The organism is uncultured Campylobacter sp. (assembly GCF_938030145.1).
Taxonomy (GTDB): domain Bacteria; phylum Campylobacterota; class Campylobacteria; order Campylobacterales; family Campylobacteraceae; genus Campylobacter_B.
Genome location: NZ_CALHGM010000001.1, coordinates 22,192 through 36,360, shown reverse-complemented (window position 1 = coordinate 36,360; position 14,169 = coordinate 22,192). Strand labels below are relative to the sequence as shown.

Sequence of the window (14,169 nt, the reverse complement as noted above, 5' to 3'; positions counted from 1 at the left end):
CTTTAAAAAAATATGGCAATCGCGGTATTGACGGTAGAGAAAATTTACCAAAAGAGCATGAAGTCGTAACTTTTCTGCACGATTAAATATAAAGGATAAAAAATGACGAGTAAACAAGCCGATCAAATTTTAGCAGATATTGCAAGCGGTGAGGAGGTGCGCAGCGGCACCGATGGCGGTGCGAACACAAGAGAAATTTAACAAAACGTGGCGCGAGCCCGAAACGCGATGCGTAAATTCAAAGCGAAATTTATCCGAAACCCAACCGTGAGCGAGCGCGAGATAAAATTTTACTCAAACGCTCAATGCGCGAGAATTCGCTAGCGGGCGCAGACTATTTGTAAATTTGAAAATTTCACTCAAACGCCGAGCGCAGATTTAGATGTGGAACGATTTGCAGTTCTGCGGGTGCCGTGAACTCCTTTTTACGCAGCTTTTCTATCGCCGCGCGCGCGATCATAGCGGCGTTATCGGAGCAAAATTTCATCGGCGCGAAAAGTATCTCGCAGCCAGCCCGCTCGCACAGATCCGTCAAAAGCTCGCGCAGATGCAGGTTCGCGCTCGCTCCGCCCACGACGCCGAAGCGCACAAAGCGGCGCAGCTCAAAGATCCGCTGCAATTTATCCAGTATGTGCGCGCACGCCGCATCCTCAAAGCAGCGCGCCAGATCGCGCATCGCCTGCTCATCCAGCTCGCCCGCCTCTTTTAGCTTCTCTATCTGCACACGCACGGCGTTTTTAAGCCCCGAAAAGCTATACTCCAGCCGCCTGTCGCCTTTTAGCGGCACGGGCAGCTCAAACCGCGGCTCGCCGCCTTTTGCGAGCTCCTCGATGAGTGCGCCGCCCGGATAGCCGAGCCCCAGCATCTTTGCGACCTTATCGAAGCTCTCGCCGAAGCTGTCGTCGCCGGTGGTCGCTAAAATTTCGATACCCCCCGCCGCGTCGATATCCAAAACCATCGTATGCCCGCCGCTAACGAGCAAAACGCCCATCGGAAATCGCGCCTCGCGGCCTAAAAACAGCGAGTAGACGTGGCCTATGAGATGATTTACGCCGATGAGCGGCAAATTTAGCGCGAGCGCGAGCGCTTTTGCCATATTTACGCCGCCGATCAGGCTCACGCTAAGCCCCGGGGTATTGGTCGCTGCGACGGCGCTAAGCTCGCCAAAATAGGGCTTTGCGCGCTGCAAAATCCGCGGCAGCGCCTCAGTATGCAGTCTCGCGGCAAGCTCGGGCACGACGCCGCCGTATCTGGCGTGATCGGCCTCCTGGCTTATTTTTTCGTAAAATTTCAGCTCGAAACTACGCTCGTCCATCACCGCGATCGAGCTGTCGTCGCAGCTGCTTTCAATAGCAAGTATCACACAAAATCCTTAAAATTTTTTCGCTCATTATACTCAAAAATCGGCTCTGCGGTGCAGATGAAATTTTAAAATTTAAAGCGGCGCGCCCTAAATTTTTGTCTTTGTCGCGGCATGTTCGCGCTCGCGGGGAAAATTTTAAAATGCGCCGTTCGGCTCAGTGCGCTAACGGAATTAAATTTAAAACGCGTTGCCGCGCATCTTGCTCCCACACCGCGGTTTGCCGAGCCGCATTGTATCGCCGAGCCCAGCCGCGGTATGCCGCTTCTTTGCGGTACGAACTTGGCGTGACTGCCCTATCAAAACATATCGCGCAACGGACGAGTGCGACTGAAGCGTTAAATTTAAAGCGCCGCCCTTTTGGTTACGAGATAATTTGCGAAACGAAAAATTTTAAAGGGCTCTTGCCGCGCTCGTAAAATTTAACTCCGCATCGGCATGCCGTCGCGGCATATCGTCGATACGCGGCGCGCAGCACCTGTTGCCGTGTCGTGCACTGCGCATCCTTGCTTCCGTGTCGCAGTTTGCCTGCCGCGGCGGATAAATTTTAAATAGATGAAATTTTGGCAGTTGAAATTTAGCGAGCAAATTTAAAATGGCCTTTGGATTTTAAAACTCCAAAGGCCGTCGCGATTAAATTTAGCGCTAAATTTAAAGGCTAAATTTCGGACTCTTGTTTTTTCTCGCCGCTTGGGATCGCCGTATCGTACCAATCAAGCTTGCGCGTAAAATACATAACGAGCGAAATCACCGCGAAGATCATCAGACTTCCCATCAATAGGGCGTAGTCTTCGGAATTTAAGATGACATAGAGGATCGCGTATGAAACGAGCTGAACGCAGGTGATGAAAATGCCCCAACGCGCGCCTTTGAAAATCGCGCTCGCGTAGAAAAATACTATCGCGCTGACCGCGATCGCCGAGATAGCGTAGCTGATCGCAAAGCCGATGTGTTCGGAGAGCGAAAGCACCAGCAGGTAAAAAACGACGTCCTCAAGCCCGATGAGTAGATACTGGATCGGGTGGATGCGCTCGTGAGTGTAAACCTCGCACAAAAAGATCGCTAAAAACGGCACCGCTAAAAATAACAGAGCGTAATCCGTGCAGCGCTTAATCAGCGAGTAGCTATTCACAGGCTCGATGAAGCCGATGCTTACGGCGTCATTTCTATCGTCGTTGCTGCGCCAGTTCGTCATAGCGACGCGGTCATCTTGATCTGCAAGCCACGCAGGAGCAATGCCTGCGGCTAAGCCTGTAACTTCCCACGAAGCTTTAAAACCGCTAGCGCTTACCTCGCGCGATTTGGCGATAAAGCCGCCGCCAAAGCTAGGCGATGCCCAAGTAGAGCTAATTTCAAAACGGCTATTTTGCGCGATCGGAGCTAGATGAAGTGCCTCGCCGCCTTGGATTTTAAGCGTGCCGCTGATGCTGAAATCAGACGAAAGCGCTGAAGTGGGGAGCTTGTAGATTAAACTACGATCGAAAATTTTAGCCTCGGTGTTGCCGTGATATTGCTTAAGCTCCTTGCCGTTTAAGCTTAAAGCGGGGGATGCGGTGAAGGATTTTTGATTGCCTACGCCGAGCACTAGCACGGCTTCGTCGAAATTTAGTCGCGTAGGATCGATACCTAGCTCGGCGTAATTTATCGCTTCAAAGTCCGCTTTTAGCGCGAAGTCGCCGTTATATATCGGGACGCGAAAAATTCCGCGCTTTAGATAGGTGGGGTCGATCTCTGCCGCGAGGGAGTAGTTTTTAGGCACGATGATGAAATTTTTCTCTACGCGCCTTTTTACGAGCTCGTTGTTGCTTTTGTCTATCGCTTCGATTATCTCTGCGTAGGGTACTACGATCGCAAGGCCCTGGATTTGCAGCTCGCCGCCCACCGGCGTGAGGATCGAATCCTGCGCGAGCTGCTTGGTTTCGGAGCGCGAGTAGGTAAGATTATCGATAAAGCTTAGCGGAATTAACAGCAGCAAAAGCAGCACTAAAACTATGAACGGTTTCGTCCAAAACGCGCCACGAATGGCGTTTTTAGTAGAATTTAACAAAGGCTCTCCTTTTAGGTAGAATTTAAAACAGAATTTTAACGATGAATAGTAAACGGACGGCGCTTGAAGCGGGAGGAATCTTATAAATTCTAAAGGAACTTTGGATGTGAAGCGCTGCGGATATCGCTTTGAATTTTGGGGATTTCGCTGCAAGCTAGAATTTCATTGCGAATGAGAATTTTGCTATTCGCAAGAATTTTACGAGAAAATTTATGTTAATAGAATTTAAAAGCTTGAAATTCTAAGTCCAAAAATTTCAAATTTCCAAAGCCCTAGGAATTTTGAAATTCCAAAGGCTTTGAATTTTTAAAATTTCGCCGCTTTAGCGTGCAAAATTTCGTACCGTCATCTCGCGTAAGCTTTAAAATTTATACGCCACGCTTAGCTTGAAATTTCGTCCCGGCTCCCAGTCGATAGCGTTTGAATTACCGGTGAAATCGGCGCTGCGCTGTGAGTGCGACGCGTAGGCTTTATCAAAGAGATTGTAAACGCCTGCGTTGATTTCAAGCCCTTTAAATCGTCCGCTATCCGGAGCGTAGGTGACGTATAGATCGTGAACTGCATAGCTAGGCACCTTGGTTTTTTCGTCGCTAGCTGCAGAGACTACGTTTTTGGAGTCGAAAAAGAGCAAGTTATAGCCCAGCAGTAGATCCGCCGCAGAGATTGCGTACTCGGCATTGAAGGTGTATTTATCGCCATAGTCGCGGTAGCCGATAATGTTTGAGCTTAGATAGCCCGAGCCGCTGCGCACGCGGTCTTTATATTCTACGTGCTGGTGAGTATAGCCCGCAGCAAGGCTCAAATCATCTAATATCAATCTTGCGTAAAGCTCGACGCCGTCAATATCCGCGCCGCCTGCATTAGCCCTGCATAAGGTGCCCTGCGCGCCTCCAGGGCAGCCGATAACGCCGCCGCGAGCATTGTTATCTACGATGAGATTTTTATATTCCGTTCTGAAATACTTCGCAGTTAGGCTTACCGAGGAGTTCTCTCCTAGCTCGCTTTTGTAGCGACCGCCTATTTCGTAGGCGTTACCCGTAGTGGCCTTTAAATTTTCATTGGCCATCCAGCTTAGTGGTCTGCCGCGGCTAGTACCCGCAGCCATCATGCTCTCCATTACGTCAGGCCCTCTAAATACTCGCGCATAGCTCGCAAATGCCCCAAATCCTGCGCCGATCTCGTAATCAAGCGCCAAGGCGGGGCTTACTTCGTTGAATTTATATTTGTAGCTAGAGATATTAGCGCCTCTACCGTTGTAAGTCTTTAGCTCGTGCCTTTCGTAGCGCACGCCAGGAGTTACCGTAAGCCCACCGTAGCGCATAGCATCCTCGATATAAAAGCTATAATTATCGACCTTTTCGGGGCGTAGATTGCCGGGCTTGACGTAGTTTTCGGAGCGGTAGTAATCAAAGCCGTAGCGCAGCGTATGAGCCAGATCGCCCGTTTCAAATTTACTTTTAGCGCCGATTTTGCCGCCTTTGGTCTCGACGCCCCATTTTGAGCCTGACGAAGTAGAGCCGATGCGTTGATGCTTGGTGTAATATCCCGTGATGTCGAGCTCTAGCAAGTCGCTTGGATTATATGTGTATTTGATCGTGTGCGTATCGCGCTCGTATTTGCGGTTATCCAGCTGCCCGTTTAGCCATGAGCCGAATTCCGGTCGCAGCGGATAGAGACCTTTATACTGCATATGCTCGGTAGAGAGCGAAATTTTATGAAAATCCAAAAAGCTATAGCCCGCTTTTAATAAATAATTTATATCGTTGCCGTCGCCGCCCGTAGGCTTGCCGTTGCCCGATTCGCCGAAGCCGTATCCGTAGTGCTTAAACGCAGCAAGCATATCTAGGCTATCAAACGCTCTGCCGTAGAGCATCGCACTTTGCGAATAGCCTTCGTTATTGCTCGTATAGCCCACTTTGAGCTTGGCGCCGATATCCTGACCGTCCTCAAGCATGTCAGAAGCGTCTACCGTCCTGAAGGCAACTGAGCCGCCCAAAGCGCCCGAGCCGTTCACGACCGAGCGCGCGCCTACATCGACCTCTACGGCTTTGATAAGATCAGGATCGATTAGTAAATCGGCGTTGTGATGAAAGGTATTGCCGTTTTGCTTCGCGCCGTCAATCGTGATATTTAGACCGCGATCGCTCACACCGCGCATATAAATTTTTTGATTCATGCCGTTGGTGCCGCCCACATAAACGCCTGGGATGTCGCGAAATACGTCTTTTACGAGCGTGGCGTTGCGGGTATTGATTTTGACATCATCCACGGTGCTAGGCGTGCTAGAATCGCTAGTAACTTCGATTACGCCTAGGCTTTGCGTATTTGAATCCTTGCTTTTGGATGCGTCCGTAGCGCTTGATTTCTCGTCTGCTTGTACGCTTAAGCAAAGAACCGCGCACAAAGACAAAGCCAGATGAAATTTTTTCATACGAAATTCCTAAATGATAATAAAATTAAAAAACGGCGAATAATATAAAATTAATCCTTTATTTTATATTAATTATCAAGACATTTTAAAATCATTACAATTTTATCTCCGAATGCTTTATTATCATTAAATAAAGCTAAATGATAAAATATAATTTAAATATCGATCATCAAAATTTTAGTAAAAATTAAATCTACTTTTGATAAAATCGCTCATTTTTTGGCAAGGCACTTTGCTGAATTTATAAAAATTTTTAAAATTTTTAAGGAGAGCTTATGGGCATTATGGAATTTTTGGCGCATTACGTGGATTACATTATCTTTGCGATCCTCGGATTTATGAGCTTTTTAGTCGTGTGGTTCAGTATCGAAAGGCTGCTTTTTTATTCGAAGGTTAAGGCGAGCGATTACAAAAGCAAGGCGCTATATGAAGAGGCTCTGACAAAAAATTTAACGACACTTTATATTGTTTATTCAAATGCTCCGTACATCGGTCTTTTAGGCACAGTTATTGGCATTATGATCACATTTTTTGATATGAGTACTGCAAGCGGTATCGATACCAAGGCTATCATGCAAGGTCTCTCGCTTGCCCTTAAAGCTACGGCTACGGGTCTAGTAGTCGCCGTGCCTACGCTTATCATCTACAACGGTTTCGTCCGTAAAGTTGATGTGCTTCTAAATCGCTACGATGAGGTTAAATAAATGAGCATTCCTAGACGAGACGGGCTAAATATCGTCCCGTTCATTGACATTATGCTGGTGCTGTTAGCGATCGTGCTTAGTGTCTCGACTTTCATTGCGCAGGGGCATATTAAGGTAAATCTTCCATCTTCTTCAAGCTCGCAAAACCCGCAAGAGGATAAAAAAGTTACCATTAAAGTGGATAGCGAATCTAAAATTTACCTAGACGATATTGCAATAAGCGAGGATGAGCTTGAGAAAAAAATTGCCGCACTCGATAAAAACGATCTTGTCGTGCTAAAAAACGATAAAGACTCGAAATTTTCCTCTTTCATTTCTATCATGGATGTCCTAAAAAAGGCGGGCCATGAAAAATTTGCGATCGTGACCGAAAAAGAGCAATGAATAAAGATAGCGCAATAGGCTTCATCATATCTTTGGTGCTGCATTGCATCATCGCTGTGGGTGTTTTTGCTCTTTTATCGTCGGCACCGAAGCCGCCTAGCATGCCCGATATGATAGCCTTTTCCATCGATAGCATAATGGATGAGGCCAAGCAGGGCGATATCTCCGATGAACCCAATATCCCGCCTCCTTCCGATCAGTCCGAACCGGATCCTGAGCCAGAGCCCACTCCGCCGGAGCCCGAGCCCGAACCGGAACCAACTCCGCCTGAGCCGGAGCCAATACCGGAGCCAGAGCCGATTCCTGAATCGGAGCCTATACCAGAGCCTGTAGTCGAAAAACCAAAACCGGTCGAAAAGCCCAAGCCAAAGCCGGTAGAAAAACCAAAACCGATCGAAAAACCTAAGCCGAAAAAAGAGCATAAAGTTCAAAGCAGCGATAGGAATTTAACGGCAAAATTTGACCCGACAAAGCCTATTTCGCTGGGTAGCGGCGGGGGCGGCGGCTCCAGTAGCGCAGGCGGCGGTAGCGACGCTATAACAAGCCGCGGCGATCCTAGCAATAGCGATGTCGGCAAGAAAATTTTTGCCATTATTTCGCGCTACGCGCAGTCGCATTATCCTAAAAATGCCCAACGTATGCGTAAAATTGGCGTCGTAGGCGTGCACTTTACCTATACGACAAGCGGCGATGTTAAGGGTCTTCGCGTTACGTCCTCCTCGAATGTCGATTCGCTTGATGAGGGCGCGTTAAGCGCGGTCGAGCGCACAAAAGGTAGCTTTCCAAAGGTCGAGAAAGATATGGAATTTAACTTTAGCATAAAATATACGCTAAATTTTAACTAGCCTTAAAGTTTCTACTAAAAACCCCTGCCTGGGCGGTGAAATTTTAAAATTTGCCGCCCTTACCGCTTTATCTTAGCTCGCAAAATTCCATCTTGGCGAAGTAAAATTTTAAATTCGCCACTTTCGCCGCATGAACTTTTATAAACGGATTGGCGTCTTGGAATTTAAAATTTAAACGGAGAAAATTATGTCTTTTCAAATTTAGCCAAGCAAGCATCTTAAAGCGTTAAAATTTTAAATTTAAGCTGCGAAATTGCTAGGAAATTCCACTGATTTTAATGGAATTTTTACTATAATTTTGTATGAAATTTAAAAGATTAAAGGAAATTTATGATAGACGTTTACGACTTGGCGGTGATCGGCGGCGGTCCTTGCGGCATTGCTTCCGTAGTAGAAGCCAAAAGAAACGGGCTTGCGCACGTACTTCTGCTTGAAAAAGGCGACAACCACTCTCAAACAATTAGGCAGTTTTACAAAGATAAAAAACGCGTCGATAAAGAATATAAGGGCTTTGACAGCGAGACGCGCGGCTCTATTTCGTTTGAAACCGGCACGAAAGAGAGCGTGCTAAATTATTTTGACGAGCTCTTAGATAGCGACGAAATCGATACGAATTTCAAAAGTGAGGTCGAAAAGATCGAAAAGCACGCAGATGAGTTTTATATCACGACTAGCTCGGCTGGATACCGCGCGCGCAACGTCATCGTCGCAATTGGTAGGATGGGCAAGCCTAATAAGCCCGCTTATAAAATTCCGCCTTCGATCACGCAACGCGTAAATTTCAATCTTGATAAATGCACGATTAATGAAAAAATTCTAGTTGTCGGAGGCGGTAACTCAGCCGCGGAATACGCTATAGCGCTATGCAAGACCAATGTCGTGACGCTTTGCTATCGCAAGGCTAAATTTACCCGCCTAAACGAGACGAACGAAAGCGACGTAATGCACGAGACCAAATACGGCAACATCATCTTGCGTTTAGGCATCGATATAGAGGCTCTTGAGAATGAAAACGGCAAGGTGCTGGTAAAATTTGATAATGGCACCGAGCTCGTATTTGACCGAGTGATCTACGCGATTGGCGGCACGAGCCCGATCGATTTTCTTAAAAAATGCGGCATCGCTTACGATGAAAACGGCGTGCCGATCGTGGATGAAAATCTTCAAACCGCCACTAGTGGGCTTTACGTGGGCGGAGATCTCATCAGCAGAAGCGGCGGATCGATCGTGGTGGCGATAAATCACGCTCATACCATCATCAAAAATATCCGCAGATGAGGCTTTATCAGCCGAAAAAGGGCTATCGTTACACAAGCGATACGATTTTTTTGTGGAATTTTATAAGAAGCTCAGGCGTGCGTAAAGCTGACGCAGCATCGCAAAATGGCTCTTGGGCGCTGGGCTGTGGTGCTGAATTTAAAGACGCGACAGATGGAGGTTTTAATGCGCAGTTTTGCGCTTCGGATTTCGCAGGCGGCGAAGCGGAATTTTGTGCCGAGGATTGCGCTTTTAGCAAAGAAGAGTCGTATGCCGCTAACCATAACGTGGGGAATGATCGCGATTTTGGAAGTAAGGGCTGCGCTGAACTTAAGGCGGAATTTAAAAAGGAATTTCAAGCGGAATTTCAGGAGAAATTTCAAAGCGAGCGCTATAAAAATTCCTATTTTCAAAGCTACGAAGCCCATCATGCTTTAAAGCCTGATATCGCAAGCGGTGAAAATTTTAAATTTTGTGACGAGCAAATCGCGCAGCCTTTAGAATCTAAAAAGACGCACGATAAAGATTTCGCGAGCAAATTTAAAGACGCCAAGGTGCGCGCGGATTTTACTGCGGAGTGCTTGCGTGACGGCGGCTTTGCAGTTTGCGATGAGCGTAGTTTAAAAAGCGCTCTAAATCCGCGAGCGATATACGGCGACGTGCTGGATGTGGGCGCAGGATGTGGAATTTTGGGATTTTTGCTAAAACGCGATTTTAAAAGCATCAATCTAAGCTTGCTAGAAATTCAAGAGCGAAATTTAGAAATCTTAAGGCTAAATTCTTTGCAAAACGATCTGCCTGCCGAGATTTTGCACGCGGATTTTGCGGAGTTTAAAAGCGAGAAGCGTTTTGACTTTATCGTTTCAAATCCGCCATTTTATCGCGAGCGCATTTCGCTTAGCAAAGAGCCTCACATGGCGCTTAGTAAGAGCGCAGCAAGCCTTAGCCTACGGGATTTCGTGCGATCTGCGAATGCTCATCTCAAGCCTGGCGGTACGCTTATTTTTTGCTACGAGGCGGGCAAGCTAGCTAAAATTTGCGAGCTTTTAGGCGAGTTTAGGCTAAATTTGACGAGGCTTGGTTTTGTCTATCCTGACATTTCAAGGCCCGCTAAGCTCGCGCTTTTGCAGGCTCATAAGAACTCGCGCTCGCCCTGTGAGATCACCATTCCGATCTATGCTAGTGCGCACGGAAGGCGCACCGCACAAGCCCAAGCGATCTACAAAAGCGCGTATTTAACGAGCGTGGATTATGAGTGAGTTCAGCTTCAGCTTCGATGCAAGCGCGTGCGAGCACTGCGGCGGCAAGTGCTGCACGGGAGAGAGCGGCTACATCTGGATAGATGAGAGTGAGATCGCGGCACTTGCGGTAAAATTTGAAATTTCGCCCGCGGAGCTTAAAAGGACGTATTTGGACAAGATAGGCGCTAAATTTAGCGTAAAAGAAAAGCCCTTTGAAGGCGGCTTAGCGTGCGTGTTTTTTGACGAAGCGCAGCGCAACTGCGGGATTTACGAGCTGCGCCCGAAGCAGTGCCGTAGCTTTCCGTTTTGGGAATATTTTAAAACGCATACTAAAGAATTGGAGGAAGAATGTATCGGGGTAAGGTTTTAAGCGGAATTTTAATCGCGGCGATGATTTTAGCGCCACAGTATCTAAGTGCGGAGAGTGGGACGAATGCTGCAGCAGCGAAGCAGTCCGTTACGGATAAAAAGGTGTCTGATAAGAATTCCAGCATTGGCACAAAAAACGGTGCAAAAGATGCAATTAAAAAGAGCTTGATAAATCGCGGCGTAAGCGCTAAAAGCATAACCAAAGAAAAGCTAAACCACGCGATGCGAGCGCAAGAGGATGCCGAGTTAAATTTCGATTTGCTTACAGCTTTGGAGTTACTGCATAAAGATCCCGTCGCATCGATGTTTTTATACGAAAAGGCATACAATAAAACAGGCTCGTCCGTTTATCTGCTAGAAGCGCTAAAGACTGCTTTTGCGATCAAAGATCGTAAAAATACGGCGCGCTATTTAAAGCTCGGCGAAAAGAGCCTAAGCTCAGACTCTGAGTATCTGCGAGTAAAAATCGGCTACTACTTAGGCATTAAAGATAATCTAAATGCCAATACCGCTGCTCTTAAGCTAGTCACCGTAGATCCGGTTTCGCGTAGTTATGCGATCTTAGCGGCGACATATTATGCGATGGAGAATTTTACTTTAGCCAAAACCTATTTCGAAAAAGCCTATGAGCTAGACAAAACCGACGAAAATCTCATCAGATTATGCGACGTGTTGCTAAATAAACTCGATGATTCGGACGGAGCGATCCGCATCATCGAGACGCACAGGCGCATCTACGGCTGCGCCCAGGGTATGGCGTGCGAGCTGCTAGCTGATGTGTATCGCGCGAATAAACGCTATTTGGATGTCGCTAAGATCGATGAAGCGCTGTATGAAGCCAAGGGGGATAATAAATTCTTGGACGATATGATAGCGATTTATTACTACTCAAACGACTTTGATAAAATAATCGAGCTTTTGAAGAAATACGACTACAAGCGCGAGCTTCTAATCGATGCCTACGCGCATAAAAAAGACTATAAAACCGCGATTAAAATGGCACGCGATGAGTTTATGAAGACCAAAAATTATGACTTTTTGGCGATCGAGGCGATCTACGAATATGAAAGTGCGGGCAAAAACGTGGATGCCAAAACCCTATCTAGCGTAGTGGCGAAATTTGAAAATATCGCGCCGCAGCTTAAAGACCCCGTGCACCTAAACTACTACGGATACATCCTAATAGATCACGATTTAGACGTTCGTAAGGGCATCGAGCTCGTCCGCCGCGCTCTGCAAAAAGACCCCGACTCGCCGTATTATCTAGACTCGCTTGCTTGGGGATACTACAAGCTTGGCGAGTGCGACAAGGCTAAAAATGAAATGGCTAAGATCAAAGACGCAGAATTTTTTAATTCCCCTGAAGGCAAGGAGCATTTGGAGGCGATCGATGCGTGCGCCGCAGGCGCAGGCGTAGCGCCTCAGAATTCTATATCGCAAAATCCCGCTACGATAAAAGGCTCCGCGCCGAAAGATCAGGCGCCGCAAAGCCCGGCAATAAAAATCCCTTCGCCTAATTCCATAAAATCTACGGCGCCCGAAAGCTCTGCGTTAGATTCCGCGCGTCCAAGTCCCACCACAACGCAGAATTTGGCGCCAAAAGACTCCGCTTCGCAAAATTCTGCTGGGTCTGCAAATTCCATGGTTCAAAACCAGACACCAAATTCCGCGGCTTCTGAAAATTTTGCGACGCCTATAAATTCCGCCGCGCAGAATTCTGCCTCGTCAAGACAAAATTCCGTATCGAGGCAGGATTTTATGCCAGAGCAGAATTCTACGTCGAAAGAGCCTGCCGGCTCTAAAATCCAGACACCAAAGCAGTAGCGATGATTTTAGACGAAATTTTAAAACGCACTCGCGAGGATCTCGCGCTTCGCAAAGAAAAGCTGCCCGAGGATTTGCTCGGCCGCTCGCTAAGCGCCAATCCCTATGAGCCGCGTGACGTCATAAGCGCGCTTAAAAGCGATGAGAAGGATCCGCTGCGCATCATCGCCGAGATTAAAAAGGCAAGCCCAAGCAAGGGGATCATCCGCGAGGATTTTGAGCCGCTAAGCCTTGCCGTGGAGTATGAAAATGCAGGTGCGAGCGCCTTTTCGGTGCTAACCGAGCCGCATTATTTCAGAGGCGATTTGGAGTTTATCCCGCAGATCCGCCGTTACACGCATACGCCCATTTTGCGCAAGGATTTCATCGTCGATCGTTATCAGATCCTCGAAGCGCTGGTTTATGGCGCAGATTTTATCCTGCTGATCGCCAAAGCGCTTGAGCGCAAGGAGCTAAGAGAGCTACTTGAGTTTGCCTGCAGGCTGGGGCTTGAGGCGCTGTGCGAGATCCACGATAAGGACGATCTGAAAAAAGCGGTCTTTGCAGGGGCTGATATTATCGGCATCAACCATCGAAATTTAGAGACTTTCGAGGTCGATACGAGCTTGAGTGAGCGACTAATCCCGCTAATTCCAAACGGCAAGATCATCGTCGCAGAAAGCGGTCTGCACTCGCACAAGCAGCTTTTAAGTTTGCACGAGGCGGGCGTCGATGCGTTTTTGATCGGCGAGCATTTTATGCGCCAAAATGACGTCGGCGCGGCACTGCGTGAGATAAAGCTAGGCGCGGGCGGCGAAATTTAAACCCGCTTGTTTGATCGCGCAAGATCAGATCGGAACGAGAAGTTAAATTTGGCGAAGAGAGCGAAATTTTAAGGCGGTAAATTTTAAAATTCGTAGAATTCGGCTGACTTTAAAATTTAGCAGTTCTTTAAATTTAGCGGTTGCGACGCGATCAAATATCGCACGCTGCGTAAGCATCCGCGCTACGCTTTGGTGTCGTGAGTTTATTATCACGCGCTGCGCGAGCGGCTGCGGAGCGAGGTTTAAATTTACGCCTTTCGTTTGTATAGCTTTCCGTCGCATCACGAGCTGGTGCAAAAAGCGTGGGTTTAAATTTAGCTTTGCGTTTGCGAAGCTTCGCGCGGGCGGGGTTGCGCTTGTAACATTAAGCGCCGAGAATTGCGCGTCTGCCGTAGTGTCTTGTATTCCTAGCGCTTCGGTATCGGCGATTAAAGGCGCCTAAATTTAATCGCAGCTCGCGACCTAGGCTGCTTGGAGGCTACAACGCACCGCGGTCTAGCAAAGCGAGCTATCGTAAAAGCGGACGGTGTAGGGGCTTAGTAGGGCTGTGATACCCTGCAATACGACGCGATTAAGCCGCAGCTGCAATACAGCTGCGCCGTGACCGCGCCGCGTTAAATTTTACCGCGTGTCGCGATGGTGATTGCGGCGCAGGTTGGCATCGCGTACCGTGCCTGTGAGTGCGTCAAAGTTTTGTTATAATGCGCCGTGCAAACGACTGCGTAGATTAGATATTGTATGCCGCGTAGGCGTACGTGCTACGCTTTGGCATCGCGAGCTTGTTATCGCACGCTGTGCGAACGGCTACGGTGCGGACTTAGACGCTATGTTTGCCGCGCGATGAGTGTCCGTCAAATGCGCACCAATGCCCGCCGCGGGCTTCGATCCGCAGAGTGCGTATTGC

At 47.9% G+C, this 14,169-nt stretch carries 11 protein-coding genes; 8 read left to right on the top strand and 3 right to left on the bottom strand.

Going from position 1 to position 14,169, the window contains the following annotated elements; genetic code table 11:
• Positions 1-355 precede the first annotated feature (355 nt).
• From tsaD to Q0323_RS00150, 3 genes are all read right to left on the bottom strand, one after another.
• Complete coding sequence (gene tsaD / locus Q0323_RS00160; RefSeq protein ID WP_298050402.1) at positions 356-1,363, bottom strand: tRNA (adenosine(37)-N6)-threonylcarbamoyltransferase complex transferase subunit TsaD; 1,008 nt, start codon at positions 1,361-1,363, stop codon at positions 356-358.
• Between the two features lie 655 nt (positions 1,364-2,018).
• Positions 2,019-3,407: a cell envelope integrity protein CreD gene (creD, locus tag Q0323_RS00155; protein WP_298050401.1), complete on the bottom strand. Its 1,389-nt coding sequence runs from the start codon at positions 3,405-3,407 to the stop codon at positions 2,019-2,021.
• Between the two features lie 361 nt (positions 3,408-3,768).
• On the bottom strand, positions 3,769-5,838 hold the full coding sequence (locus Q0323_RS00150) for a TonB-dependent receptor (RefSeq protein WP_298050400.1): 2,070 nt from the start codon (positions 5,836-5,838) through the stop codon (positions 3,769-3,771).
• 284 nt (positions 5,839-6,122) lie between these two features.
• Between Q0323_RS00150 and exbB the strand changes: the two genes are divergently transcribed.
• From exbB to trpC, 8 genes are all read left to right on the top strand, one after another.
• Positions 6,123-6,542, top strand: coding sequence for a TonB-system energizer ExbB (exbB, locus tag Q0323_RS00145; RefSeq protein ID WP_177389024.1), 420 nt, complete (start codon positions 6,123-6,125; stop codon positions 6,540-6,542).
• Complete coding sequence (gene exbD, locus Q0323_RS00140) at positions 6,543-6,926, top strand: TonB system transport protein ExbD (protein ID WP_177389020.1); 384 nt, start codon at positions 6,543-6,545, stop codon at positions 6,924-6,926. It abuts the gene before it with no gap.
• Positions 6,923-7,771 (top strand): energy transducer TonB, encoded by an 849-nt coding sequence (locus Q0323_RS00135; protein ID WP_298050398.1) that lies wholly within the window; start codon positions 6,923-6,925, stop codon positions 7,769-7,771. The genes exbD and Q0323_RS00135 overlap by 4 nt, the downstream gene beginning before the upstream one ends.
• Positions 7,772-8,101: 330 nt before the next feature.
• Positions 8,102-9,049, top strand: a complete 948-nt coding sequence (locus Q0323_RS00130; protein ID WP_298050397.1) for an NAD(P)-binding domain-containing protein — start codon at positions 8,102-8,104, stop codon at positions 9,047-9,049.
• Positions 9,046-10,287, top strand: coding sequence for a methyltransferase (locus Q0323_RS00125; protein ID WP_298050396.1), 1,242 nt, complete (start codon positions 9,046-9,048; stop codon positions 10,285-10,287). Before Q0323_RS00130 ends, Q0323_RS00125 begins: the two co-directional genes overlap by 4 nt.
• Positions 10,280-10,639 (top strand): YkgJ family cysteine cluster protein, encoded by a 360-nt coding sequence (locus tag Q0323_RS00120; RefSeq protein ID WP_298050395.1) that lies wholly within the window; start codon positions 10,280-10,282, stop codon positions 10,637-10,639. The genes Q0323_RS00125 and Q0323_RS00120 overlap by 8 nt, the downstream gene beginning before the upstream one ends.
• The gene (locus Q0323_RS00115; RefSeq protein WP_298050393.1) at positions 10,618-12,462 is read left to right on the top strand and encodes a hypothetical protein; all 1,845 of its coding nucleotides are present in this window, start codon (positions 10,618-10,620) and stop codon (positions 12,460-12,462) included. Before Q0323_RS00120 ends, Q0323_RS00115 begins: the two co-directional genes overlap by 22 nt.
• A 2-nt stretch (positions 12,463-12,464) precedes the next feature.
• Positions 12,465-13,265: an indole-3-glycerol phosphate synthase TrpC gene (trpC, locus tag Q0323_RS00110; protein WP_298050391.1), complete on the top strand. Its 801-nt coding sequence runs from the start codon at positions 12,465-12,467 to the stop codon at positions 13,263-13,265.
• Positions 13,266-14,169 lie beyond the last annotated feature (904 nt).

What these genes read in the sequence shown, in the direction of transcription:
- Q0323_RS00120 (WP_298050395.1), top strand. Translation starts at nt 10,280, where the DNA reads ATGAGTGAGTTCAGCTTCAGCTTCGATGCAAGCGCGTGCGAGCACTGC.
- Q0323_RS00150 (WP_298050400.1), bottom strand. Translation starts at nt 5,838, where the DNA reads ATGAAAAAATTTCATCTGGCTTTGTCTTTGTGCGCGGTTCTTTGCTTA.
- exbB (WP_177389024.1), top strand. Translation starts at nt 6,123, where the DNA reads ATGGAATTTTTGGCGCATTACGTGGATTACATTATCTTTGCGATCCTC.
- Q0323_RS00135 (WP_298050398.1), top strand. Translation starts at nt 6,923, where the DNA reads ATGAATAAAGATAGCGCAATAGGCTTCATCATATCTTTGGTGCTGCAT.
- trpC (WP_298050391.1), top strand. Translation starts at nt 12,465, where the DNA reads ATGATTTTAGACGAAATTTTAAAACGCACTCGCGAGGATCTCGCGCTT.
- Q0323_RS00115 (WP_298050393.1), top strand. Translation starts at nt 10,618, where the DNA reads ATGTATCGGGGTAAGGTTTTAAGCGGAATTTTAATCGCGGCGATGATT.
- Q0323_RS00130 (WP_298050397.1), top strand. Translation starts at nt 8,102, where the DNA reads ATGATAGACGTTTACGACTTGGCGGTGATCGGCGGCGGTCCTTGCGGC.
- exbD (WP_177389020.1), top strand. Translation starts at nt 6,543, where the DNA reads ATGAGCATTCCTAGACGAGACGGGCTAAATATCGTCCCGTTCATTGAC.
- Q0323_RS00125 (WP_298050396.1), top strand. Translation starts at nt 9,046, where the DNA reads ATGAGGCTTTATCAGCCGAAAAAGGGCTATCGTTACACAAGCGATACG.